The organism is Amycolatopsis jiangsuensis (genome assembly GCF_014204865.1).
Classification (GTDB): Bacteria; Actinomycetota; Actinomycetes; order Mycobacteriales; family Pseudonocardiaceae; genus Amycolatopsis; species Amycolatopsis jiangsuensis.
The window spans coordinates 3,607,910-3,631,502 of record NZ_JACHMG010000001.1; the positions used below are offsets into that span (position 1 = coordinate 3,607,910).

The 23,593-nt window shown below is 71.1% G+C and carries 22 protein-coding genes; 11 read left to right on the top strand and 11 right to left on the bottom strand.

The window, feature by feature from the left end; all coding sequences use genetic code 11:
• Positions 1-27: 27 nt before the first annotated feature.
• The 6 genes from BJY18_RS15900 to BJY18_RS15925 are packed head-to-tail and all read left to right on the top strand — an operon-like array spanning position 28 to position 4,265.
• Positions 28-879, top strand: coding sequence for an alpha/beta fold hydrolase (locus BJY18_RS15900; RefSeq protein WP_184780720.1), 852 nt, complete (start codon positions 28-30; stop codon positions 877-879).
• Positions 876-1,622, top strand: coding sequence for an HD domain-containing protein (locus BJY18_RS15905; RefSeq protein WP_184780721.1), 747 nt, complete (start codon positions 876-878; stop codon positions 1,620-1,622). Before BJY18_RS15900 ends, BJY18_RS15905 begins: the two co-directional genes overlap by 4 nt.
• 1 nt (position 1,623) lies before the next feature.
• Positions 1,624-2,988, top strand: a complete 1,365-nt coding sequence (locus BJY18_RS15910; RefSeq protein ID WP_184780722.1) for a flavin monoamine oxidase family protein — start codon at positions 1,624-1,626, stop codon at positions 2,986-2,988.
• Positions 2,985-3,386 (top strand): hypothetical protein, encoded by a 402-nt coding sequence (locus BJY18_RS15915; protein ID WP_184780723.1) that lies wholly within the window; start codon positions 2,985-2,987, stop codon positions 3,384-3,386. Before BJY18_RS15910 ends, BJY18_RS15915 begins: the two co-directional genes overlap by 4 nt.
• The gene (locus BJY18_RS15920; RefSeq protein ID WP_184780724.1) at positions 3,367-3,798 is read left to right on the top strand and encodes an ester cyclase; all 432 of its coding nucleotides are present in this window, start codon (positions 3,367-3,369) and stop codon (positions 3,796-3,798) included. Before BJY18_RS15915 ends, BJY18_RS15920 begins: the two co-directional genes overlap by 20 nt.
• Entirely contained in the window at positions 3,798-4,265 is a 468-nt protein-coding gene (locus BJY18_RS15925) for a nuclear transport factor 2 family protein (RefSeq protein ID WP_184780725.1), read from the top strand. The genes BJY18_RS15920 and BJY18_RS15925 overlap by 1 nt, the downstream gene beginning before the upstream one ends.
• A 7-nt stretch (positions 4,266-4,272) precedes the next feature.
• Here the strand turns inward: BJY18_RS15925 and BJY18_RS15930 are convergent, their stop codons facing one another.
• The 7 genes from BJY18_RS15930 to otnK form a co-directional block, all read right to left on the bottom strand.
• Positions 4,273-5,103, bottom strand: a complete 831-nt coding sequence (locus BJY18_RS15930) for an SDR family NAD(P)-dependent oxidoreductase (RefSeq protein ID WP_184780726.1) — start codon at positions 5,101-5,103, stop codon at positions 4,273-4,275.
• A 14-nt stretch (positions 5,104-5,117) separates the two neighbouring features.
• Positions 5,118-5,528: a MaoC/PaaZ C-terminal domain-containing protein gene (locus BJY18_RS15935; RefSeq protein ID WP_184780727.1), complete on the bottom strand. Its 411-nt coding sequence runs from the start codon at positions 5,526-5,528 to the stop codon at positions 5,118-5,120.
• A complete protein-coding gene (locus BJY18_RS15940; RefSeq protein WP_184780728.1) occupies positions 5,525-5,983 on the bottom strand; it encodes a MaoC family dehydratase N-terminal domain-containing protein in 459 nt (152 codons plus the stop codon). The genes BJY18_RS15935 and BJY18_RS15940 overlap by 4 nt, the downstream gene beginning before the upstream one ends.
• Positions 5,984-5,985: 2 nt before the next feature.
• Positions 5,986-7,170 (bottom strand): lipid-transfer protein, encoded by a 1,185-nt coding sequence (locus tag BJY18_RS15945; RefSeq protein WP_184780729.1) that lies wholly within the window; start codon positions 7,168-7,170, stop codon positions 5,986-5,988.
• 196 nt (positions 7,171-7,366) lie between these two features.
• The gene (locus BJY18_RS15950; RefSeq protein WP_184780730.1) at positions 7,367-8,152 is read right to left on the bottom strand and encodes a DeoR/GlpR family DNA-binding transcription regulator; all 786 of its coding nucleotides are present in this window, start codon (positions 8,150-8,152) and stop codon (positions 7,367-7,369) included.
• Between the two features lie 28 nt (positions 8,153-8,180).
• Positions 8,181-8,813 (bottom strand): class II aldolase/adducin family protein, encoded by a 633-nt coding sequence (locus BJY18_RS15955; RefSeq protein WP_312873858.1) that lies wholly within the window; start codon positions 8,811-8,813, stop codon positions 8,181-8,183.
• Positions 8,810-10,075, bottom strand: coding sequence for a 3-oxo-tetronate kinase (otnK, locus tag BJY18_RS15960; RefSeq protein WP_246458883.1), 1,266 nt, complete (start codon positions 10,073-10,075; stop codon positions 8,810-8,812). Before otnK ends, BJY18_RS15955 begins: the two co-directional genes overlap by 4 nt.
• A gap of 70 nt (positions 10,076-10,145) precedes the next feature.
• Between otnK and BJY18_RS15965 the strand changes: the two genes are divergently transcribed.
• From BJY18_RS15965 to BJY18_RS15975, 3 genes are read left to right on the top strand one after another with little or no spacing between them, the layout of a single operon-like run.
• A complete protein-coding gene (locus BJY18_RS15965; RefSeq protein WP_184780732.1) occupies positions 10,146-11,435 on the top strand; it encodes a homoserine dehydrogenase in 1,290 nt (429 codons plus the stop codon).
• A complete protein-coding gene (locus BJY18_RS15970) occupies positions 11,432-12,775 on the top strand; it encodes a GntP family permease (RefSeq protein WP_184780733.1) in 1,344 nt (447 codons plus the stop codon). Before BJY18_RS15965 ends, BJY18_RS15970 begins: the two co-directional genes overlap by 4 nt.
• A 34-nt stretch (positions 12,776-12,809) precedes the next feature.
• On the top strand, positions 12,810-14,492 hold the full coding sequence (locus BJY18_RS15975) for an ABC-ATPase domain-containing protein (RefSeq protein WP_184780734.1): 1,683 nt from the start codon (positions 12,810-12,812) through the stop codon (positions 14,490-14,492).
• A gap of 13 nt (positions 14,493-14,505) precedes the next feature.
• On the opposite strand, the gene BJY18_RS15980 is transcribed toward BJY18_RS15975, so the two are convergent.
• The 3 genes from BJY18_RS15980 to BJY18_RS15990 form a co-directional block, all read right to left on the bottom strand.
• Entirely contained in the window at positions 14,506-19,134 is a 4,629-nt protein-coding gene (locus BJY18_RS15980; protein ID WP_184780735.1) for a DUF6531 domain-containing protein, read from the bottom strand.
• 183 nt (positions 19,135-19,317) lie between these two features.
• Complete coding sequence (locus BJY18_RS15985; RefSeq protein ID WP_184780736.1) at positions 19,318-20,646, bottom strand: FtsX-like permease family protein; 1,329 nt, start codon at positions 20,644-20,646, stop codon at positions 19,318-19,320.
• A gap of 1 nt (position 20,647) precedes the next feature.
• Positions 20,648-21,403, bottom strand: coding sequence for an ABC transporter ATP-binding protein (locus tag BJY18_RS15990; RefSeq protein WP_184780737.1), 756 nt, complete (start codon positions 21,401-21,403; stop codon positions 20,648-20,650).
• Positions 21,404-21,465: 62 nt separating this feature from the next.
• Between BJY18_RS15990 and BJY18_RS15995 the strand changes: the two genes are divergently transcribed.
• Both BJY18_RS15995 and BJY18_RS16000 read left to right on the top strand, forming a co-directional pair.
• The gene (locus tag BJY18_RS15995) at positions 21,466-22,023 is read left to right on the top strand and encodes a TetR/AcrR family transcriptional regulator (protein WP_184780738.1); all 558 of its coding nucleotides are present in this window, start codon (positions 21,466-21,468) and stop codon (positions 22,021-22,023) included.
• A gap of 53 nt (positions 22,024-22,076) precedes the next feature.
• A complete protein-coding gene (locus BJY18_RS16000; protein ID WP_184780739.1) occupies positions 22,077-22,907 on the top strand; it encodes a GntR family transcriptional regulator in 831 nt (276 codons plus the stop codon).
• 85 nt (positions 22,908-22,992) lie between these two features.
• On the opposite strand, the gene BJY18_RS16005 is transcribed toward BJY18_RS16000, so the two are convergent.
• Positions 22,993-23,538 carry a cysteine hydrolase family protein gene (locus BJY18_RS16005; RefSeq protein ID WP_184780740.1) on the bottom strand — a complete coding sequence of 182 codons (546 nt, stop codon included), beginning with the start codon at positions 23,536-23,538 and terminating at the stop codon, positions 22,993-22,995.
• Positions 23,539-23,593: the final 55 nt, after the last annotated feature.

A 23,593-nucleotide genomic window follows, 5' to 3' on the forward strand; every position in this document is an offset into this window, starting at 1 on the left:
AGAAGTGTGGATTCACGGAGGATCGGCATGACCGTCGACAGCGGGACCACGCGAGAACTGACCCTCGACGGATGCCGGCTGCGCTACCGCGAGGCCGGCCGGGGCGAGCCGCTGCTCCTGCTGCACGGCTACCCGCAGAGCCACCTCACCTGGCGCCACCAGATCGGCTCGCTCGCCGCGCGCCGCCGGGTGATCGCGCCGGACTGGCCGGGCTGGGGTGCCTCCGGCCGTTCCCGTGCCCTCGGCTGCGAGTACGACGTCGAGGTCGCCCGGCTCGGCAGGCTCCTCGACGCGCTCGGGCTGGACCGGGTCGATCTCGCCGGCCACGACTACGGCGGCTTCCTCGGTCTCGGCTTCGTGCTCGGGCATCCCGAGCGGATCGGCCGGTTCGCGATCCTGAACTCCCGGGCGCACCGTACTTTTCCGGCGCCGTACTACCAGTTGTTCGGGCTGCTGGGCATCCTCGGCCGCCGCCCGGTGCTCCGGGAACTCCTCGCCCGGCTGCCGATCGGCGGGATGAACCGGATCGCGCTGGCCCGCTACGTCCGCAAGGACTGCTTCGACCACGCCACGCTCGGGCACTACCTCGGCTGGCTCGACACCCGCGAAGGGCGCCGGTGGTTCGCGCACTACTTCGCCGGTTACGACGTGCGGCCCCGTCCGGAACTCGATGCGGGACTCTCCTCGATCCGTTGTCCCACAACGGTGATCTGGGGCGACCAGGACCCGGCGACCCCCTTCGCGATCGGCGAGGACCTCGCGCGCCGGATCCCCGGCGCCACGCTCGTCCGGATCCGCGGCGCCGATCACTACGTCATGGAGGAACGCCCGGACGAGGTGACCGCCGCGCTCACGACGTGGCTCGGCGAAACCCGATGACCGCGGGCCGGACGACGCTGGGCAGCCGGAAGTGGGCTGCCACCACCCGGGGAGAACTCAGCCTGCGGGACCGCCTGGCCTTCGCCAGGGACGCGGTGGTCGGCCAACTGTCCGCGCTGACCGGCCCTCGCGCCCGGGCGGCGGGCGTCGCCGGTCGGGAACCACCGGACACGCCGCTCGTACGGGACGTGGTGGCGCTCGCCGAGTCGGCCTACCCGCGAGCACTGTTCGAGCACTGTCTGCGCTGCTGGTGGTGGGGCAGCATCCTGTCCACAATGGACGAGCTGGCGGTCGACGACGAGTTGCTGTACGTGTCCTGCCTGCTGCACGACTTCGCGCTCACCGAACGGTATCGGGTCGGCGAAGCGCACTGCTTCGCCGTGCACGGCGGGGATATCGCCTTCGCCACCTTGGCCGGTTACGGCGCGCCGACGGCGTTCGCCGAGCGGGCCGCCGAGGCGGTCACCGCGCACATGAACGTCCGGGTCTCCTCCGGCCTGGGACCCGAAGCTGTGGCGCTGCAGGCCGCAGCGCATCTCGACGTCGGTGGCACCCGCGCGCGTGAGCTGCCCCGCGCGGCGATCGAACGAGTCGTCGCGCGTCATCCCCGGGACGGGTTCACCGCCTGCTTCCTGGACTTGATGCGCACCGAGGCGGCGCAGCGGCCGCACTCCCGCGCCGCGGTGCTGTGGCGGCTCGGGATGCGGCTGCCCGCGTCGGTCAATCCCCTGGACCGGAGGTGACATGGATACCGATGTCGTGGTGATCGGAGCGGGACTCGCCGGATTGGCCGCCGCGCGGCAGCTGACCCGGGCGGGACGTTCGGTGTGCGTGCTGGAAGCCCGCGACCGGGTCGGCGGCCGCACGCACAACGCCGAGGTCGGCGACGGCAGGTTCGTCGAGCTCGGCGGCCAGTTCACCGGCCCGGGGCAGGACGCCATCCAGCGCGTGGCCGCGGAGGTCGGGGTCGGCACGTTCGCCACGCACAACACCGGCGCGCATCTGCTCGACCTGGACGGCAGGCTGCGACGCAGGCGCGACTTCACTCCTTCGGCCGGCGCGCTGGCTTCTCTGGGTTTCCTTCGGGCCCAACGGGAACTGAACCGGATGGCACGACAGGTGCCGTCCGAAGCGCCGTGGCTCGCACCGCGGGCTCAGGAGTGGGACGCCGTGACGCTGGCCGGATGGATGGACCGACGGCTGCGGTCCGCCCGGGCTCGCGCACTGCTGACGACCGCGGTGCGGGTGGTCTGGGCGGCGGAGCCGGACGAGATGTCGCTGCTGCACGTGCTGGCCTACATCAGCGCAGGCGAGAGCCTGCAACGGCTGGCGGGCACGCGCAACGGCGCGCAGCAGGACCGTTTCACCGGCGGGTCCCAGCTGATCGCGCAGCGGCTGGCTGAGCAGCTGCCGCGGTCGCCGGTGCTGGCGACGCCGGTGCGCCGGATCGTCCAGGACGATTCCGGTGTCGTCGTCCACGCCGACGGCCGAACCGTCCGGGCCGGGCAGGCGATCGTGGCCGTGCCCCCGATGCTGGCCGCGCGCATCGACTTCACCCCAGCCATGCCCGCGGGCCGTGAACAGCTGCTGGCCCGGATGCCGCAGGGCACGACGCTGAAGTACCTCGCGGTCTACGACGAACCGTTCTGGCGTCACGACGGGCTTTCCGGGCAGCTCGCGAGTGACCGGTTCCCCGTCAGCGCGACGTTCGACAACTCGCCACCCGACGGGCGGCCGGGCGTCCTGCTCGGTTTCGTCGTCGGGCGGCACGCCAAGCAGATGCTGAACCTGGCGGCGGCGGATCGGGAAAGCGCGGTCAAGGACTGTCTCAGCGGCTGGTTCGGTCCGCGGGCGGGCGCACCGCGGCAGCTGCTGGAGGCATCCTGGACCGAGGACGAGTGGACGAGGGGCTGCTACTGCAGCAACCTCGTCCCCGGGGCCTGGACGTCGTTCGGCCCCTGGATCCGCGAGCCCCACGGCCGCGTGCACTGGGCCGGCTCGGAAACCGGCGTCCGCTGGTACGGCTCGATGGACGCCGCGGTCACCTCCGGCGAGCGCGCCGCGGCCGAAGTGCTCGCCGCGGCACCGGCCGGCGTGAGCGCGTCATGACCAGACGAAGCTGGCGGATCGTCCTGTCCGGTTTGGCGATCGTCTATCTGGCGCTGGGTGGCTGGGCCGCGGTCGACGCGTCGTCCTTCGGCACCGTCGTGGCCCCGTTCGGCGCTGCCAACCCGCACCTGGTCCGCGATTTCGCCGCCTGCGCGGCGACGTTCGGGCTGGGCCTGCTCATCGCCTCCCGGCGCTACACCTGGCGGACGCCTGCGCTGACCTTGGCCGCGATCTGGAACGGAGCACACGCGGTCATCCACATCGTGGACATCACCGAGGCACACCCGTTCTTCGTCGGCCCGCTCGAGGCCGCCCTGCTGGTCTTCGCCAGCGCACTGTTCACCACGCTCGCGCTGCTCAGCGCCCGAGGAGGATCCCGTGACCACCGTCCACAGTGACCTGCACCAGCTCGCCCGAGACTACGGCAAGGCGTGGAACGCCCATGCCCTCGACGACATCATGGCGATGCACACCCAGGACACCGCGTTCCGCCTCCATCTGCTCGGCGCCCCTCAGGTCACCGGACACGAAGCCGTGCGCGGCGCCTTCGCCGGCCTGCTCACTGCCTGGCCCGACATCGACTTCGCCACCGAGAGCCTGCACTACGGCGACGGCTTCTTCGCCCACCGGTACTTGCTCACCGCCACCCTGGCCGCTCCCCTGGCTTTCGGTGGCGTCACCGTCGAGCCGACCGGCGAGCCCGTCCGGTTCAGCGGCATCGACCTGATCACGACGAACGCGAACCTGGTGCACCAGAAGGAAACGTACCTGGACATCGCGGACGCCATGACGCAGCTGGGCGCACTCTGATGAGCGACTGGCCGAGCCTGCACGAGTCCGTCGTCCGGGATTTCGCCGCAGCCTGGGCCGAACCGGACCCGCGCGCGTTCGACGCCCTCCTCGCCGAGGACGTCGAACTCGTCCAGCCGCTGCTGGCGGCCTGCACCGGCAAACGGCGGTGGCAGGGCGAACTCGAGCGGCTGCTGGACTTCGTGCCCGACCTGCGCAGTACGGTGCTGAGCTGGTCCGGCCGGGCGGAGATCCTGTTCATCGAACACCGGCTGGAAGCCACCATCGGCAGTGGGTCGGTGCGCGTGCCGGCCGTGGACAAGCTGTGGCTCACCGAAGCAGGCCTGATCGCACGCCGCCACGCGTACTTCGACCCGCAGCCGTTCACCCAGCGAGTCGTTCAGCACCCGGGCTACTGGCTGCCGTGGTGGCGCTCCGGCCTCGGCCCGCTGCTCGGCCGTCGCCGGCTCCCCGGGTTCACTCGCTGACCGCCGTTCACAAGAAGAAGCCGCCGCCGCAGACCAGGGTTTGCGCGCTGACGTAGTCGGATTCGGGCAGGCACAGCAGATACACCGCGCCCGCGGCCTCGGCGGGGGTGCCGGCCCGGCCCAGCGGGATCATCTGCTCCATCGTCTCGAGCAGATCGGGGTTGACCCCGACATGGATCTCCCGGCCGGCCACGTCGATGGTGCTCTCGCCGGTCGCGGGCGCCTCGGTGAGCCGGGTCCTGATCAGTCCGAACGCGACAGTGTTGACGGTGACGTTGTAGCGGCCCCATTCCTTGGCCAGTGTCTTGGTCAGGCCGGTGACCCCGGCCTTGGCGGCGGCGTAGTTGACCTGTCCGGCGTTGCCGCCGAGCCCGGCGATCGAGGAGATGGTGACGACCTTGCGGCAGGGCACCGGCTCACCGTCGCGGCGGGCTTGTTTCACCGCCGCGGAGATCACCGGCTGGGCCGCGCGCAGGATCCGGAACGGAGCCTTGAGATGCACGTCCAGTATGGCGTCCCACTGCTCGTCGGACATCTTCTGGATGACGCTGTCCCACGTGTAGCCGGCGTTGTTGACGATGATGTCCAGCCCGCCGAAGGTCTCGGTGGCGGTGCCGACGAACCGGTCGGCGAAGTCGTCGTCGGTGACGCTGCCGGTGCAGGCGACGGCCCGCCCACCGGCGTCGCGGATATCGGCGACTGTCTGCTCGGCCGGGGCTTCGTCGAGGTCGTTGACCACGACCGCGGCGCCGTCGCCGGCGAGCTTGAGCGCGATCTCCCTGCCGATCCCGCGGCCGGAGCCGGAGACGATGGCGGTCTTCCCGTCCAGCTTTCCCATGTGCGGTACGCCTTTCAGCTTTCCGGTGCGAGGTCGACAGTGGCTTCCCCGGTGAGGGTCACGGTGCCGTCGGCCAGCGTGACGGCCAGTTCGACGGTGGCCACGGTCCCGGCGAGCGCGACCACACGTCCGGTACAGGTGGGCTCGCCGTGTACCGGGGTGACCGCGGCGAAACGCACGCGCAGCGAGCGGATGCGTTCCTGCGGGGCCCAGCCGGTGAGCAGCCCGCCGAGGTAGGCCATGGAGAGCATGCCGTGGGCGAACACGTCGTCGAGGCCGGCGGAGCGGGCGACGTCGAGGTCGATGTGGATGGGATTGTGGTCGCCGGAAGCACCGGCGAACAGTGCCAGCGTCGTCCGGGAGATCGCCGGCAGCCGCAACGGCGGCAGTTCGGTGCCGACCCGGACTTCGCTGAGGACGCTCATGAGGTCACCTCCGGTTCACGCACCACAATGACGCTGTCCAGATCCGCGACCGGGCTACCATCGACGTGGGTGACAGCCGTGCGCTTGACGACGAACTGCAACGCGCCACCCTTCTTGCGGTAAACGTCGGCGATCTGCGGGGAGGCGACGAGCGTGTTCCCGGAGTAGGCCATGGCGTGGTAAGTGAACGCCTGCTCGCCGTGCAACACCCAGCGCAGGTCCACCCCCAGGCCGGTGAGCCAGGCGAACGGGTCCGGCTGCTCCAGCTCGATCGCGAACAGAAACGTCGGCGGCACCGGAAGGCCGGGCAGGCCCGCATTCCGCGCGGCGAGTGGATCGCGGTAGACCGGGTCGGGCTGGCCGGTCGCCCCGGCGAAGGACGCCAGCCGCCCGGCTTCCAGCGTCATGGTGACCGACGGGAGCCTCGTGCCTTTGACGGAGTCGTCGATGGGCATGGTCAGCGCAGCTTCTCGTACAGGGTCACGACGGCCGCGCCACCGAGGCCGATGTTGTGCTGCAGCGCCACGTTCACGTCCTCGACCTGCCGCGGCCCCGCCTCACCGCGCAGCTGCCAGGTCAGCTCGGCGCACTGCGCCAGGCCGGTCGCGCCGAGTGGATGTCCCTTGGACAGCAGCCCTCCGGACGGGTTGGTCACCACGCGGCCGCCGTAGGTGTTGTCACCGTCGGCGATGAACTTCTCCGCGGTGCCCTCCGGGGTCAGGCCGAGCGCCTCGTAGCTGATCACCTCGTTGGTGGTGAAGCAGTCATGCAGTTCGACCACCGGGATGTCCTCCGGGCCGATGCCCGCGGACTGGTACACCTGCCGAGCGGCGGCCGCGCTCATGTCATAGCCGACCAGTTTCAGCGGGTCGCCCTCGAACGAGCTCGAAGTGTCGGTGGTCATCGCCTGCGCCGCAATCGCGACGTCGGTGCGGAGACCATGGGCGCGGGCGAACTCTTCGCTGGTGACGACCGCGGCCGCGGCACCGCAGGTCGGCGGGCAGCACTGCAGCCGGGTCAACGGCCCGTAGATGTGGGGTGCGCCCAGCACCTGCTCGATCGTCACGCTGTCCCGGAACACCGCGTAGGGGTTGTTCGCCGCGTGCCTGCGCGCCTTGACCGAGATCGCGGCGAACGTCTCCGGCCGGGCGCCGTAGCGATCGGCGTACGCGGCACCCGCGCTGCCGAAGTAGCGGGGCGCCATCGGTACGCCCTCGACCGGGTCCCCGACCTGGTCGAGCACGGTGTCGAAGCGCTCGAAGGGGCTCGGACGGTCGTCCCAGTGCGAGGTCAACGCGCCGCGCTGCATCTGTTCGAACCCGACCGCGAGCACACAGTCGGCCGCGCCGGAGGCCACCGCCTGCCGGGCCAGGAACAGCGCGGACGAACCGGTCGAACAGTTGTTGTTCACGTTGAGCACCGGCACGCCGGTCATGCCCACGCGGTACAGCGCCCGCTGCCCACAGGTCGAGTCGCCGTACACATAGCCGGCGTAGGCCTGCTGCACCATCGCCAGTTCGGTGCCCGCATCGGCGAGCGCGGCCCGGACGGCGGCCTCCGCCAGCGCGTCGTAGGGATCGCTCTTCCTGGGCGTGGCGAAGGGAACCATCCCCACGCCCGCCACCAGCACTCGTTGGATCATCAGCCCACCCTGGCCTAGTGTCCGTTCACATAGACGAGGTTAATGGCTGACGTACTGTTGTCAACAGGCAAGGATCGAGCAAGGACAGCTTTCAGCGATTCACAAGTCGGGGACGATGCGAGGGGGACGCCAGGCCGCAGGGGCGCCCGCGACGCGACGAACAGCTGTCCGTCGCGTCGGGGGTCGTGCTCCGGGCTCAACCGGCCCGATGCACCTCGACGCCGCTTTCCGCCTCGATCTCCGCCAGTTGTGCGTCCAGCAGACCGCCGTCAGTGATCACCAGGTCCAGCTCGGCCAGGCCGAGGATGCGGTACCGGGCGAAGCTTCCGTACTTGGAGCTGGCCGCGACCAGCACCGACGTCTCGGCCGCGGCGACGGCGGCCTGTTTGGGATCCACTTTGGACTCGGCGGGAATGGTGACCCCGCGGCGCAGGTCCCACGAGCTGGTGCTGAGAAACGCGATGTCCAGGGACAGCTCGCGCAACGCGAGTGCCGGCAACCGGCCGACGGTGGACTGGTTGCGCTTCTCCACCCGGCCGCCCAGCGTGATGATCTCGATCGACGGGTGGTCCACGTAGGACGCCGCGATGACGAGATCGTTGGTGACCACGGTCAGGTCACCGAAGCCGTCCAGGTGCGGACGCAGCGCCTGCAGGGTGGTGCCCGCGTCGAGGTAGATCGTCATCGACTCACGCACCAGAGTGGCCGCGTACCGGGCCATGGCGTCCTTCTGCGCGACGTCGGCCCCGGCCTTTTCGGTGCGCGGCGGCTCCGCGGCCAGCCGCGCCACGATCTTCGCGCCGCCCTGGGTGGCCACGACCCGCCCCTGTCGCTCCAGCTCGGCCACGTCGCGGCGGACCGTCATGTGGCTCACGCCCACGAGTGCCGCGAGCTGCCGGTAGCTGAGCACGGAGTCGCGGCGCAGGTGGCCGAGGATGAGGTCCCGTCGCTGCTCCGGGATGAGCGGCGGTGCGTCCGTCATCTCCGACCTCCTTAACGCCTCGTCGAGTCTAGCGAGCGTCCCACGCGGTTCCGTTGCGCCGAGTCAGGTCGCCGATCGCGCCGGCGTCCAGCAGCCGGGGGCGGCGGCCGTCGGTCAGCAGCACGATCCGGCACGTCTCCTCCAGTTCGACGGCCGCGGTGAGCGCGTCGCCGAGGTCCGCGCCGCTGGTGACCTGGCCATGGTTGGCCAGAAGCGCCGCGCGGAAGGAAAACGGCGGTGCGGCCAGCAGCGCGCCGAGTCCGGGATCGCCCGGCGCGCGATACGCGATCAGCGGCGCCTGGCCGACACGCATCAGGAAGTACGGCGTCAGCGGCGGTACGGCGCTCGTCTCCGACCACGGCGGCAGGCACGCCACGGCGACCGCGTGCGGCGAGTGGACGTGCACCACCGCCGTATGGTCCCGGTTGCGCGCGTACATCGCGAGGTGCACGGCGACCTCTTTGGACGGTCGCGGTCCGCCGACGTGCGCACCCTCGGCGTCGAGCACGGCGACGCTGTCCTCGCCCAGCCGGCCGAGATCCGCGCCGGTGCCGGTGACGAGGATGTGCTCACCGTCGCGCACGCTGAGGTTTCCGCTGCTGCCCGGGCTGATCCCGGCGTCGGCCAGCCGTCGTCCGGCGGCCACCAGTGCGTCGATCACCGCAGCACCTCCCACGCCGTGACGAACATGTCCGGCGTACCGAAGTTGCCCGACTTCAACGCCAGCGCGACCCGGTCTCCCGCAGCGGTGACGCCCTCGGCCCAGCAGACTCCGGGAGCGATCAGCCCGCCGATGCGCAGCGCGTGCACGCCGAGCCGGTTGACGACCGCACCCGACGTCTCCCCGCCCGCGACGACGCACTGCGTGACCCCCGAAGCGATGGCCGCTTCGACGATACGAGACAGCGCTTCTTCGGTCCGCGCAGCGGCTTCCGGTCCGGACCGCACATCGTCCAGGTCGCCGACGGAGTAGATCACCGGCGCGCTCGCCGGGTCCTGCGCGGTGAACCATGCGAGGGCGTCCCGCACCACCCCGCCCGGATCCGAAGCGAGCCCGCCGACGTCGAGACGCAACGTCGGCTGGCCGTTCTCCGCCGCGTGACGGACCTGCTCACGAGTGCGCGCGGAGGCGCTGCCGCACACGACGAGTCGTCGTCCGGCCGGTGTCGGCCAAGCCTCGGACGGGTCCGCGTCACCGCGAGCGCTGCCCAAGGCGAGTCCCGCCGCGCCGGACACGAGCACGTCGCCGGAAGTCGCTTCGGCGATCGTCACGAGGTCGTCGTCGGTGAGAGTGTCCACGACCAGGTACTTTTCCGCGGCTGCGGCGAGTGTTCCGGCCAGCTGCGCGGCGCCGGCGCGCACGATGTCCGCGTGGATTTCGCCGACGTCGTACCGTGTCTGCGGACGCAGCAGCTCGGCGACGCGCGAACGGGTCATCGGCGTGAGCGGGTGGTGCCGCATGGGCGAGTCCTCGAGCAGGACGTCGCCGACGTACAGCAAGCCGTCCCGGATCGTGCGGCCGTTGCCGGGGAAAGCCGGCGCGACGACCACGTGCTCCGCGCCGGTGCGCTCGGCCAGCGCGTCGAGCACCGGGCCGATGTTGCCGCGGTCGGTGGAGTCGAACGTGGAGCAGTACTTGAACACGAACCGCTCGCAGCCCAGCGCGCGCAGGCGTTCGCAGGCGGCCAGCGACGCTTCGACGGCCTCGGCGACCGGCGCTGTCCGGGTCTTCAGCGCGGCCACGACGACGTCGTTGCCCTCCGGCGGTTCGCCCGGGCCCGTGAGCACGACGGACCGTCTGCCGCGCGACGCGTAGGCCGCCGCGATGTCCGTCGCGCCGGTGAAGTCGTCGGCCACCACGCCGATCCTGACCACGGTTTCCCTCCGCTCTGCCACTGTTCCCGACAGCATACGTGACGCCATGTGAACTTCTTTGAATAATTTATACGACCGATGTTACAGTGGCGGCACACAGCGAGTACAGCGAGGACCGATGGTGATCCAGCACGAGACCGACACCCGTGGCGCACCCCTCCGGGTCGCCCTCACCGGGGCGCACGGCGGCTACGGCCGCACGCTTCTGGCCCAGCTGAAAGCGGTTCCCGGGCTGACCCCGGCCGTGCTGGTGGACCCGGACACCGCAGGCGTGCACACGATGCTCGCCGAGCTGGGGCTGACCGGCGTCGCCGTGGTGCCCGGCGGGTCGGGAGTGGACTGGTCCGAAGTGGACGTTCTCGTCGAGGCGACCGGGCGCGTCACCGCGGGAGTCGGGTACGCGCGGGCCGCGATCGCCGCCGGATGCCACGTCGTCATGGTGAGCAAGGAGATCGAGACGGTCGCGGGTGTCGCGCTGGCACGGGAGGCCGCCGCGGCCGGCGTCCGTTACCTGCCCGGCGACGGCGACCAGCCCGCGAACCTCATCCGCCTGCTGGCCTGGGTCGAACGCGTCGGCCTGGAGGTCGTCGCGCTGGGCAAGTCCAGCGAGTACGACCTCGTCTTCGACCCCGCCACCGGCAAGCTCACCCAGCTGGATACGACGATCGACGCCCCCGGCATGGCGGAGCTGCTGGAGCTGAGCGAAAACACCCTCGAACGCCGGGCCGAACTGGTCGCCGGTCTCAAACGCCGCGCGGCTGCCGACTACTGCGAGATGACCGTGGTGTCCCAGTACACCGGGGCGCTGCCGGACACCGAGAGCCTGCATTACCCGGTCGCGCGGCCCGCCGAACTGGCCGACGTCTACGCCGAGCGCGAGCACGGCGGCCTGATCGGCACCCCGCGTTCGGTCGACGTTTTCTCCGCCCTGCGGCTGCCCGGTGAAGCGAGCTTCGCCGGTGGCGTGTTCGCCGTGGTGCGCACCAACGACCCCGAGACGTGGCAACTGCTCGCGGGCAAGGGCCACGTGGTCAGCCGCGACGGCCGGTACGCCTGCATCTACTGGCCCTACCACCTGATGGGCGTCGAAACCCCGCTCACCATCCTCGCCGCGGCCCACGGACCCGACCCGGCCCCGCCGGCGCGGCACGCGGTCCTCGCCGGCCGCACCGGGCGCGCCTTCCAGGCCGGAGACACCTTCGCGGTCGAGGGCCACCACCACGAGGTCGCCGGGATCGATCCGGTGATCCGGCCCGCCGAACCGGGCGACACGCTGCCGTTCTACCTGCTCGGCGGCGCCCGGCTGGTCCGCGACGTGCCCGCCGGGCACCTGCTCGGCTTCGCCGACGTGACCGGCTACGACGAGACGGCGGCCGCTCTCTTCCACGCGGCGGGTGAGGGCCGATGACCGCCGGGGAACTGCACCTGGTCTTCGCCGGGATCGCGATCGTGCTGGTCGTGGTCGCGATCGCGAAGCTGAAGATGAACCCGTTCCTCGCGCTGCTGCTCGGCGCCGTGCTGCTCGGGTTCGCGAGCGGCCTAGGGGTCGACGGCACGGTCGGGGCATTCGAATCCGGTTTCGGCGACACGCTGTCGGACACTGCACCGGTGATCGGGCTCGGCTCGTTGCTGGGCGCGATCATCACCGGCACCGGCGGCGCGAGCCGGATCGCGGACGCGTTCATCGGTCACCGCCCGGTGAAGTGGATCCCGATCAGCATCGGGGTCGCGGCGCTGATCATCGGGCTGCCCAACATCTTCGACGTCAGCTTCGTGATGCTCGTGCCGCTGGCGTACGCGCTGGCCCGCCGCACCGGCAGCCACCTGCTGTTCATCGGCATGCCGCTGGCCGCCGGGCTGTACACCGCGCACGGCCTGCTGCCGCCGCACCCGGCGCCGACCGCCGCGGTCAGCGCCTACCACGCGAGCTTCGGTCTCACGCTGGCTTTCGGGCTGATCATCGCCGTGCCGACGCTGATCCTGTGCGGCCCGCTGCTGACCCGGTTCACGCGCCGCTGGTTCGGTCCCACACCGGACCTGGACGCGGGACCGGCCGCGGGCACCGAGGAGAAGGCCGAACGGCGGCCGCCGCTGTGGCTCGCACTCGGTGTCGTGCTGCTGCCGCCGGTGCTGCTGGTGGTCGGCGCGTTCGGCGTCGACAACACCGCCGAGGGCAGCGTCGCGCACACGATCTTCTCCTTCTGCGACGATCCGGTGGTGGCGCTGCTGCTGTCGGTCGTGGCCGCGATGATCGGCCTCGGCCGGTCGTCCGGCCTGCGTGCCGGGCAGCTGCAGGGCATCGCGGCGAGCGGGCTGAAGACCGTCGGGCCGGTGCTGCTCATCGTCGGCGCCGGCGGCGGGCTCGCGGAAATGCTGGCCAAGACCGGGGTGAGCGACGTGATCGTGTCGTTCGCCAAGGGCTGGCACATCCCCGCACTGGTGCTCGCCTGGATCATCGCGGCGCTGCTGCGGATCTGCCTCGGCTCGGCGACCGTCGCCACGGTCACCGCGGCGGGCATCGTCGCGCCCATCGCCGCGGCGACCCCGGGGCTGTCCCCGGAACTGCTGGTGCTCGCGACCGCGTCCGGAGCGGTCATGCTGTCGCACGTCAACGACTCCGGGTTCTGGCTGTTCAAGGAGTACTTCCAGCTGACGGTCAAGCAGACCTTCCGCACCTGGACGCTGATGCTGTCCCTCCAGTCGGTGATCGGACTGGCCGGCACGCTGGTGCTGTCGCTGTTCGTCTGAGCCCGGCAGCCGGCGTCACGTACCGTGGGCAGCGATGACACACGCACAGTCCTCACGCACCACGCTCTCCGACCTCGCCCGGCGGCTCACCTCGCTCGACGGGCAGAGCTACGGCCGGTACAAGAGCCTGCAGGGCGCCTGGCGCGGCGACGGCTACACCGTCGACATCCGCAAGGCGCAGACGGACCCGTTCGCACCGGCGAGCCGCGTCGAGGTACGCGTGCCCGCCGCGCACGCGGGCTTCCCCCGCGAGCTGTGGGACACGCCGGTTCGAGCGCGGGCGCTCGCCGACCAGCTGTTGCGCACACTGGGCGCGAGCCTGCGCGGCACGTTGCTGAGGGCCGACGTCGGCGGGCAGCAGGTGCTCGACCGCAGCGCGCTGCGCGTCCACGACGGTGCGCTGACGATCCACCTCGGCATCGACCTGCCCGGCCCGCGCCGTCGCATCGACGGGCACAGCGCGCGTAAAGCGTTGTGCGAGCAGCTGCCTCGCGCCGTCGAGACACTGCGCTACGCCGCGCTCGACCCGGAGCTGCTCGCAGCGTTCGTCGACTCGGTCGAGGACAGCGATGCGCTGCGCCGCGCGCTGCCCGAGCTGGGACTGGTCGCGTTCGTGGCCGACGGCGCCATGCTCGCGCGCCGCAGCGGAACCGACGACCGGCCGCTCACCGACGGCGTCGCGTTCCGTTCACCCGAGTCGATGCGCGTCACGGTGGAGCTGCCGAATCGCGGCACGGTCACCGGCATGGGCATCGCGGAGGGCATCACGCTCATCGTCGGCGGCGGATTCCACGGCAAGTCGACACTGCTGCGCGCGCTCGAACGGGGGGTGTACGACCACGTCCCCGGCGACGGCCGCGAGCTTGTGGCCAGCCGGGCCGCGACCGTGAAGGTCCGTGCCGAGGACGGACGCAGCGTGCAGCGCGTCGACGTCAGTGCCTTCGTCGGCGAGCTGCCGACCGGCGCGGACACGCGGGACTTCTCCACGTCCAACGCCTCCGGTTCGACCTCACAGGCGGCCACCACCGTCGAGGCACTCGAAGCGGGTGCCGAGGTGCTGCTGATCGACGAGGACACCGCCGCGACCAACCTGATGATCCGGGACGGCCGCATGCAGGAGCTCGTCGCGAAGGGCAACGAGCCGCTCACGCCGTTCGTCGACCTCGTGCGTCCGCTGCACGCCGAGCACGGCGTGTCGACGGTGCTCGTGATGGGCGGCTCCGGCGACTACCTCGACGTCGCCGACCGCGTGCTCATGATGGCCGCGTACGAGCCGGAGGACGTCACCGCACGCGCCGCGCAGCTGCGTGTGGAGACCAGAACCGTTGAGGCGAAAGGCTTCCCCGCTGTGCGGCACAGGGTGTGCGCGCCGAGGTCGCTGTCCCCGGAGGTGAAGGGACGCCGCAAGGTGAAGCAGCGCGGCATCGACACGCTCACCTACGGCGAGGCCGACATCGACCTGCGCGCCGTCGAACAGCTCGTGGACCCCGGCCAGGTCATGGGCATCGGGCTCGCCCTGGCCCACGGCGTCGAAACGGGTCTGTTCGACGGCGAGCGCACGGTCGCCGAATTCCTCGACCGGCTGGAGGACGACCTCGCGAACGGCGCCGACGCGATCGGCCACGGCTACCTCGGCGACTACGTCGTCCCACGCCGCTACGAGGTCGCCGCCGCGCTCGCCCGGCTCCGTCCACTTCGGATCGCGCGCTTCCGCTGAGGCCGGGCACGCCTCAGGCGCGATGCCGGTAGGGCCGGGCGTTGCCGGTCTCGGAGTCGTACTTGGTGATGTCCGTGATCCCGTTGTCCCGCAGCCGCGGGTACTCGATGGTGTCCCACACGTTGCCTTCGCGGCGGTGGGAATAGATGTCGTCCGGGCCGCTCTCTTTGGAGGACAGGTCGATGCGTGAATGCGCGTCGGGCCTGCCGGGGAACACGACATGGGCGCTTCCCGGGCTGTTGTTGGCCCACCGCTCCGAGACGTACTTCCACTTCTCCTCGACGAGCGCTTTCCTCGGGTCGTTGGGATCGTTGACCCAGCCGGGCATTTTGATCTTGTTGTCGTACAACGTGCCTTCGAGGGTGTTGCCGCCGTGCTGCCTCGCGATCTGGGTGGCCCGGTCCTGCAGCGGGCCGAGATACGGGTCGCTGGTGTCGCCGGGAGCCCGCCGCCGGTCGAGGAAGCCACCGGACCAGAAGAAGTGCTTGTCCGCCTTCAGCATTTCGTCGAGCTGGGGTTTGAACCGCTCGAACTCCTCCTTCGTCATGCTGTCCACGTCGTGCCGGAAGTCGGTGCGCTCCCGGAACTCCCTACGTCGCGGCGGTGGTCCCGGAAGGGAACGCGTCCCGCCCTGCGGACCGGTGGCACCACAGGTGCCCACGAGCCCGAGCGGATCACCGACGAGCAGCGGCTGGTCGACATAGCCGACCGGGTTGGGCGCGGCCGCGAGGCCGATCGGATCCTGGCTGAGGTAGCGCGTGGTCTGCGGGTCGTAGTACCGGTACACGTTGTAGTGCAGCCCGGTCTCCTCGTCACGGTGCTGACCGGGAAACGCCAGCGGGATCGCCGCGGAGTCGGCGCCGGGCAGCGGCGCGCCCCAGAAGCTGCTGCGGTCCTGCCACACCAGCGCGCCGTGCTCGTCCAGCAGCTCGGTCGGCTTTCCGGCCGGTGAGGTGATCACCGCACGGAACCGGGCGGGAGAACCGGGACCCGCGGTCTCGACCTGGACGACCGGGCGATCGTCGTCGTAGAGGTGCTCCCACGTGAGGATCCGGTAGGAGTTGTCCGCGGGCCGGTACTCGACTCGTTCGACGAGGGTCATCTCGTTCCACAGGAACCGGAAGTCGTCGGTGAGTTCGGCCTCGCCGCCTTCCCCGGCGGCGAAGCGGCGCTTCGCGAAGCGCCGTCCGAGCGGGTCGTAGTGGTAGGTCCAGAGCGCGCCGTCGGGGGTGACCGCGGAGCGGAGACGGTCGAGGTGGTCCCACGCGTAGGTGCAGGACGGCCCGCCCTGCCGGCTGGTGTCGTACCGTCCGGTGACCCGGCCCTGCGCGTCGGCGCTGTAGTAGGTGTCGCCGGCGGAGACGATCCAGTTGCCCGCGTACGTCCGCGGCCCCGGCAACGACGGCGTCACCGCCGAGGTCATGGTGCCCGCCGCGTCGTAGGTGAACTGTTCGACGCCGGCCGGCCCGCGCGCCTCGCTGACGCGGCCGGCGTTGTCGAACGAGAGCTGCCACGGCCGGATCGCGTCGCCGACCGCGGCGAGCCTGCCGTCCGGGCGGTAACTGTAGGTGCGCAGGCCGACGCCCGCGACGTCCTCCTCGGCGAGCCGGTCCTCCGCGTCGAACCGCCGCTGGAGCACCACGGTTCCGTCGACGCTGCGCGTGCTCTCCCGTTCCACGTCGTCGTAGGCGAATTCGACGTCGTGACCGGCGATCCGCAGCGACCGCGGCAGCCCCGACTCGCCGAACCGCCACTCACTGTCCACACCGGACGAGGTCCGGCGGACGAGCTTCTCGCCGTCGTGACGCCAGCACACCCCGATCCCGTTGATCGTGTCGGTGATGACCCGGTCGCTGCCGTCACGGACGATCTCGACCCGCGATTCGGTGTTCTCGGCGACCGTCAACCTGCCGAGCGCGTCGTACTCGTAGAGCGTGAGGTCGTCCGGGGTGCGCCGCACCACCACGTTGCCGTGGACGTCGTAGTCGTACTCGGTCGGAACACCCATGCCGTTGGTCATCCGGCGCAGCTGACCCGCCGCGTCGTAGGTGTAGGCGAGCCTGCGGCCGTCGTAGTCGATCTCCTCGACGAGCCTGCCGGCGGCGTCGTAGACGTACTGCCAGACGAGTCCGCTCGGGTTGGTCACCGAGGTGAGCCGCAGCTCGCCGTCGTAGGTGAACAGCGTGCGCGCACCCGCGGTGTCGGTCTCCTCCAGCACGAGTCCGAACGGACCGTACTTGCGGCGGCGCGCGGCCCCGCCCGCGTCGCGGTACTCCACGACCTGGCCTTCGGCGTCGTGCACCCAGGTCTCGCGGGCACCGTGCGGGCCGAGCCGCCAGGCGCGGCGGCCGTCGGCCGTCCAGCCGAGCCTCGCCGCACCACCGGAAGCCGTGTGCACGAGGCGAGGCCGGCCGAACAGGTCGCGATCGCCGGGGCGAGCGGAACGGCCGGTGACGGGGTCGTCCTCGAACGGGTCGGGAGCCCCGGGAAGGTCCGCGGCGATCCCGGCTTCGACGAGAGTGGCCGCCGGATCCGAGGCCGGGACCACCCGCTGGATCTCGTCCGTGCCTTCGCCGGCCCGGAGAAGTGTCTCGCCGCCCTCGGCCGGCGCCACCCGTACCGTGGATCCTCCCGGATGGTGCACGGCCACCAGTTCGCCGTCGTCGTACTCGTAACCGGTCTCCCGGCCGATTTCGTCCACTTGGGACAGCAGCTCGTCACGCCGGTTCCACTGATAGCGCCGGGAGTTGCCGAGCGGATCGACGCGCTCGATCAGTTGCTTGGCGTCGTTGAACCGGTAGCTCCAGGTGTGCCCGGTGGCGTCGGTGTGCCGGGTCGTGCCGGGCTCGTAGACGAACGTCGCGTTGTAGTAGCCGTTCGCCCCCACTGCCCGGACGCAGCGACCGGCACCGTCGTAGACGTAGCGGTACCAGGTGCCGGTGCGGTCCTGCCAGCCGACGAGCCGGTGACCGAAGTCGTAGTCGAGCCGCTGGGGGCGGCCGGCGAAGTCCGCGATGGTGCTCAGCTGGCCGAGCCGGTTGTAGGAGAAGCGCACCAGCGGCGCCTGCTCCGGAGCCCCGAACGCGACGATCCGCCCCTGCTCGGTGCTGATCGTGAGCTCGACGCCGTCGTCACGACGGAGCTTCGCGGGCGTGCCGTCGGCGGCGTAGCCGAACTCGGTACGGCTGCCGCCCTGCTCGATGGCCACCAGCGGCAGGACGGCGCCGCTGCCGGCGAAGTGCAGCTCACGATCGCCGAACGAAAGCCGGTACCCCTCCGGTGTACGGGCCAGCCGGTGCCGCGGCCCCTGCTCGGGCAGCACTGGTTCGCCGGCCGGAACGGGGTAGGTCAGCACCATCCCGTCCTCGGAGTAGAACCGGACGCGGCTGCCGTCGAGTTCCAGCCGCTGGTCCACAGTGGACGTCCACGACGGACCGAACCACCGGCCGCCGGTGTAGGACGACAGATGTGTGCGGGAGAGCTGCAGGTCCCCGCCGTCACCGGGCAACGTCACGTCGACCTGCGTCATGACGACCTCGCCGGTGGCCACGTCGATGGGGTCACCGCAGGTGTTCTTCGCATCGCCCGACGTCGAACGGTCGTCCTTGCCGTCTTTGCCGTCCTTGCCGGTGGTGTCGTTGCCGCCGCCACCCCGGTCGCGGTCGCCGCCCCGGTCGCCGGTGCCGCTGACGTCGGTCTGGTCGTCGTTCCTCGGGTTGCCGCCGCCGGAGTTGTTGCCGGAGTTGTTGCCGTTGCCGGAGTTGTGGTTGCCGTCGTTGCCGGCACTGGAGATGTCGGTTCCGTCGTCGTCCTTCTTGGTGTCCAGCCCGCGGTCGTTGCCGCCCTTGCCGTTGATGTCCCTGGGCGGGGGCGGCGCGTCGGCCTTGCCGCCCTTGATCTTGCGCATCGCCGCGCCCGCCTCGTCGAACAGCGAACCGGCCCGCTTGAGCAGCGGCATCAGGCCTTTGAGCGCCTTGACGAGCTTGGTGGTGATACTGGCGATCTGCGATGCCGTCTTCGCGACCGCGGCCGCGACCTGCGGCACCACCCAGGTCATGCCGATGCCGAGGGTGAACAGGACCTGCAGCGCCCAGCTGATCAGGTGACCGATGAGCTCGGCGATGATGTCGCGGACGAGGCTGCGGACGGCGGCGACGACCTCGCCCGCGGTCTGCACCCCGCTGGAGGCTCCTTCACAGCCCTTCTGCGCGGCGGTCAGGAGATCGACCATGTCCTTGGTCCGCTGCCGGTACGCGTCGGCCGCTTCCCCGGTCCACGACTGCAGGTCCGCCTCCACCAGAGCGGACAGATCCGTGCCGATGGCGCCGAGTTCCTTGGCGGCGTTGGCCCAGGTCTCGGCCTGCGACTTGATCTGGTCCGCGTCACCGGTCAGTCCGTCGAGCGCGTCGGAGAGCGGGCCGACGTGCTCCATCAACCAGCCCACCCCGGCGGCGAGGACCGCGCCGAACGGGTCCATGGCCATCGACAGCGCGTCGAGCGCCGTACCGACGGCACCCATCGCGACCGCGGCCCAGTCGCCCTTCTCGATCCCCTGCTTCAGATCGTTCGCCGACTCCGCCAGCGAAATGCCGGAGTAGGCCGTGGTGGAGTCCTCGCGCTCGGCGATCAGCGGATTCACCATGGTGCGCGGCCAGGTTCCTCGGGTGCCGGCACAGACGGACCAGGCATGACGTCGCTCCCCCATGCAAAGCGCGAGTAAAGGCGGACCACCGTATCCTTTTCATCGTCGCACGCGCGTCCCCCGACTCGGGCATGATCATGCCCACTGGTCATCCCGACGGAGTACTCGAGGGCACCACGGCCTTCACGCCGGCACCGCCACCGCGCGGACAGCGCGGGCACCCGAGAACGCCGTCACGAGCAGCGCGACAGCTGCGCCGAACACCATGCTGAGCAGGTACGGGCCGACAGCGAACGCCGCCGCCGGGCTGCCCGTCTTCACCACGGCGAAGGGCACCACGCACCCGATCGCCCCGACTGTCGCGGTCACGACCGCGGTGACGGTGGCCGCCGCCGTTTCACGCAGCAGCACGCCACGAACCTGCCTGCCGGTCGAACCGATCAGGGCGAGCACGGCGAACTCGCCTCGGCGGCGGCCGATCGCGGCGACCAGGTTGTTCGTCAGGGCGATCGCCATGAACACTCCGATGAGGACGACCACGAGGTAGTTGATCGATGCCAGGACCCGCGCGGTGCTGTCGGCCGTGACGTGCCGGTTCTCGATCCCCTGCATGGCCAGCGTTCCGGCCGAGACTCCCACCAGCAGCGTCAGGAAGGTGACGGCCGGACGCATCCGCTCGGGTGCTGCGGCCAGGTTCACCGTGGCGAGGTGGGCTCCGGCGCCGCGGTCGCGCGGGGCGGCCAGCCGCAGCAGCCGGTGGGCCGAGGCCACCAGTTCCGGGGCCAGTACCGCGAGTCCGATCGCCGTCAGGACCGTGGCCGGACCGGTCGTCGCCGTGGTCGCGATGCTGTCGCCGGGCAGCGCCAGCACGGCGGAGGCCGAGCCGAGGCCCGCGAGGATCAGCACGGCCGCGACCATCCGCCGCCGGACGACCGGTCGCGACCCGCGCCGTGCCGGTTCTCCCGCGTCGACCGGGCTGCGCCGGGCCGTCCCGCGGCTGCCGATCCACCCCGCCAGCACGCCGGCGCCGAGCACCACGACGATCCCGGCGACGGGCAGGACGAAACCCGGCGCGTAGACCGTGGCCGGATCGGTCAGCCCGGCGCCGCGCACTCCCCGCAGCAGCGACCAGCCGAGGAGGTGACCGAGGCCGAGTCCCGGCAGCGCGGCCACGGCACAGATCACGAACGTCTCCGCCGAGACGAGGACCCGCACCTGCCGGGGCCCGGCACCGATCAGCCGGAGGCCGCCGAGCTCACCGGCGCGGCCGTCGAGGGTGACGCTGATCGTGGACACCATCGCGAACACGACGATCGCGACCACCCAGCCACCCAGGATCAGCGGGAACTGCGTGAGGAAGTCACGGTCCGCGGCGGCGGTGCCGCGGGAGCGCCCGGTGCCGAGCAACGCGGCCATGGCGACCACCAGCGCCATGCCGGCCACCGCGACGAGACCGGTGGCGACCGCCGTCGCCCGGTGGTGGCGGAGAAGGCGCACAGCGAGAGTCAGCACGTCAGCGCACCCCCGCCGCGTTCGCGGCCCGTTCGGCCGACTCGACGAGCGTGGCCATCCGGTTCGCGACAGCCGCGGCACCCGGCCGCACCAGGTGGTCGACCACCAGCCCGTCGGCGAGGAAGAGAACGTTGTCCGAAAAGGACGCTGCCACGGGGTCGTGGGTGACCATGATGATCGTCTGGCCGCGGTCGGCGAGGTACCGCAGCAGCGAAAGCACCTCACGGGCACTGCGGATGTCCAGCGCACCGGTGGGCTCGTCGGCGAACACCACCTCGGGATCGGTGATCAGCGCACGGGCGACGGCGACCCGTTGCTGCTGACCTCCGGACAGTTGCCCGGGCCGGTGGCTCCCCCGCCCGTCCAGCCCGACCCGGGCGAGCAGCCCCGCCGTGTGCCGCGGATCGGGACGGCGGCCGTCCAGGCGCAGCGGCAACTCCACGTTCTCCGCGGCGGTCAGCGCCGGAAGCAGGTTGAAGGACTGGAACACGAACCCGATCCGGCGACGGCGGACCTCGGCCAGCGCGGCCTCCCCGAGCCCGGCCAGGTGCACGCCGCCGAGCTCGACCGTGCCCGAGGTCGGCGTGCGCAGCCCGGCCGCGCAGTGCAGCAGTGTCGTCTTGCCGGAGCCGGACGGGCCCATGATCGCGACGAACGCACCGCGTGGCACGTCGAGGTCCACTCCGCGAAGCGCGTCGACCGGTCCCCCTTCCGCCTCGAATCTGCACCGGAGCTGCCGCGTGCGCACCGTCGTCATGATCCCCTCCATCAGTATGAACGTACATTTAAAACGAACGTTTACATGCTACGGTAGCGCAGGTGGGACACCGGGACAACTTGCTCACCGCGGCGCGGGAATGCCTCCTCACGACCGGCTACGCACGTACGACCGTGCGGGATCTGGTCGCGGCCTCCGGCGCCAACCAGGCCTCGATCAACTACCACTTCGGCTCGAAGGAGCAGCTGCTCACGCGCGCCCTGATCGACCTCAACACCGAATGGGGCGAGCGGCTGTTCTCCGCGCTCGGTGCTCCGGACGAGCCGGTCGCCCAGGTGGACCGCTGGCGCCGGATCATCGACTCGATCCGCACCCACCGGGATCTGTGGTTCCTCAACTTCGAAAGCGTCAGCTACGTCCAGCACGACGCCGAGATCCGCGCCATCAACGCGCACGGCCAGCAACTCGCCCGCACCGCGCTGGCGCAGGCCTTCGGCGGCCTGTCCCCGGACGCCGGGCAGGACGAGGTGCGCGTGGTGGGCGCCCACTACTACTCCCTGCTCGTCGGACTCGCCGTCCAGTGGCTGACCGATCCGGACCACGCGCCGGACGCGGCGGACGTCGTCGAGGCCGATCGACGGGCACGCCGGCGGGACTGACGAGCGTTGGCTCGCCGTGCCGTATCAACTCCGCGCGTTGGTATCCTGCTGTGGTGCCCGACATCCTCGGCGTGGTCGCCGGAACTCCGCACATCCCCGCGTTGCTGCTGGTCGGCGAGGACGAGGAAGGCCTCGGCCGCACCAGCCGGGCCTACCGGGCGATCAGGCGGCAGATCATCGATCTGACGTTGCCGCCCGGCAGCAGTTTCACCGAGGCGTCACTCGCCCGGCAATGGGACATCAGCAAGACGCCGGTGCGCGAAGCGCTCGCGCGGCTGAGGCGGGACGGCCTGGTTTCCGCGCTTCCGCGCGCCGGTTACGTCGTCAGCCCGATCACCTTGCAGGACACCGACGATCTGTGCGCCTTGCGGTCGATGCTCTCCAGTGAGGCCGCCGGCGCCGCAGCGCGCGCGGGCTGCCCGGCGCCGGCACTCGACCGGCTCGAAGAGCTGTCCAAGGTGCCGCTCGCACTCTCGACGGGCGAGGTGGGGCAGGAAGAGGGGCTACGAGCCGGGATCGAGTTCGAAGGCATCATCGCCGCCTTCAGCGGCAACCACCGGCTCGGCAAGGCGGTCGTCGACGCGATCGACGAGCTGGAACGGGTCCTGCGCCTGGCCGCGTTGATCGACCCGAGCATCGCGAGTCCGCCCGGCGAACTGGCTGCGATCGCGGACCGGCTGCGCGCGCGGGACACCGGCGGCGCCCACCACGCCATGCGCGAACGGTGCGATCGCGTGCGGCGCGACGTCCTCCGAGTACTCGCGAAGAGCACGTCGGTGAGCCAGGTCCACATTCAGCCGCCTGCGCCGGCGCCGGCGAAACAGCCCCCGAACGCGGCCCCGCGTGCCACGGCGGCTGCCCGCCCCAAGCCACGCGGAGCCTGACCCAGCGGCGCCGCGTCTACCGGCCCCAAGTCACGCAGTGTCCACCAGCTCCAGGTCGCGAGGTGCCGTCCCAGCGGCGCGGTGCTCACCCCGGCCAGCCGGCACAGGTCGCGATCTCGAACCCACGCCCGGGGAAGACGGTGTCCATGAAGAAGTCGTGCACTGCCGGGTCCTCGTCACCGCACCCGTCACGCAGTACGGTCACCTCGTAGTCCCGGTCCGCCGCGTCATAGCAGGTCGCGGCGACCATCGCGCTGGTCGCGACCCCGGCGACCGCGATCGAGCGCACACCCCGGGCACGGAGCACGAGATCGAGGTCGGTGCCCGCGAACGCACCGGCCCTGCGCTTGCGCACGACGACGTCGGCATCGGTGACCGGCAGGTCGATCTCGGTACCGGGCGAACCCTGGTGGAAGGCGTCTCCGGCGTCGAAGAACGAACGATAGAGCCCACCACCGGGCGGCAGGTCGGTCTCGTTGCCCCGCAAGGCGAAGCGCACGAACACCACGAGCGCACCCGCCGAGCGGGCGCGGGGCAGCAGGTCGGTCAGCGGCGACACGACCCGCCTGGCGAACGGGTAGCCACCGGTGATTCCCCGCTGGATGTCGCCGATGATCAGTGCAGTGCTCACGAAAGACTCCCGTCCGGCCCGCGATACGCGAACCTCGTCCGACCCACGAGCAGGT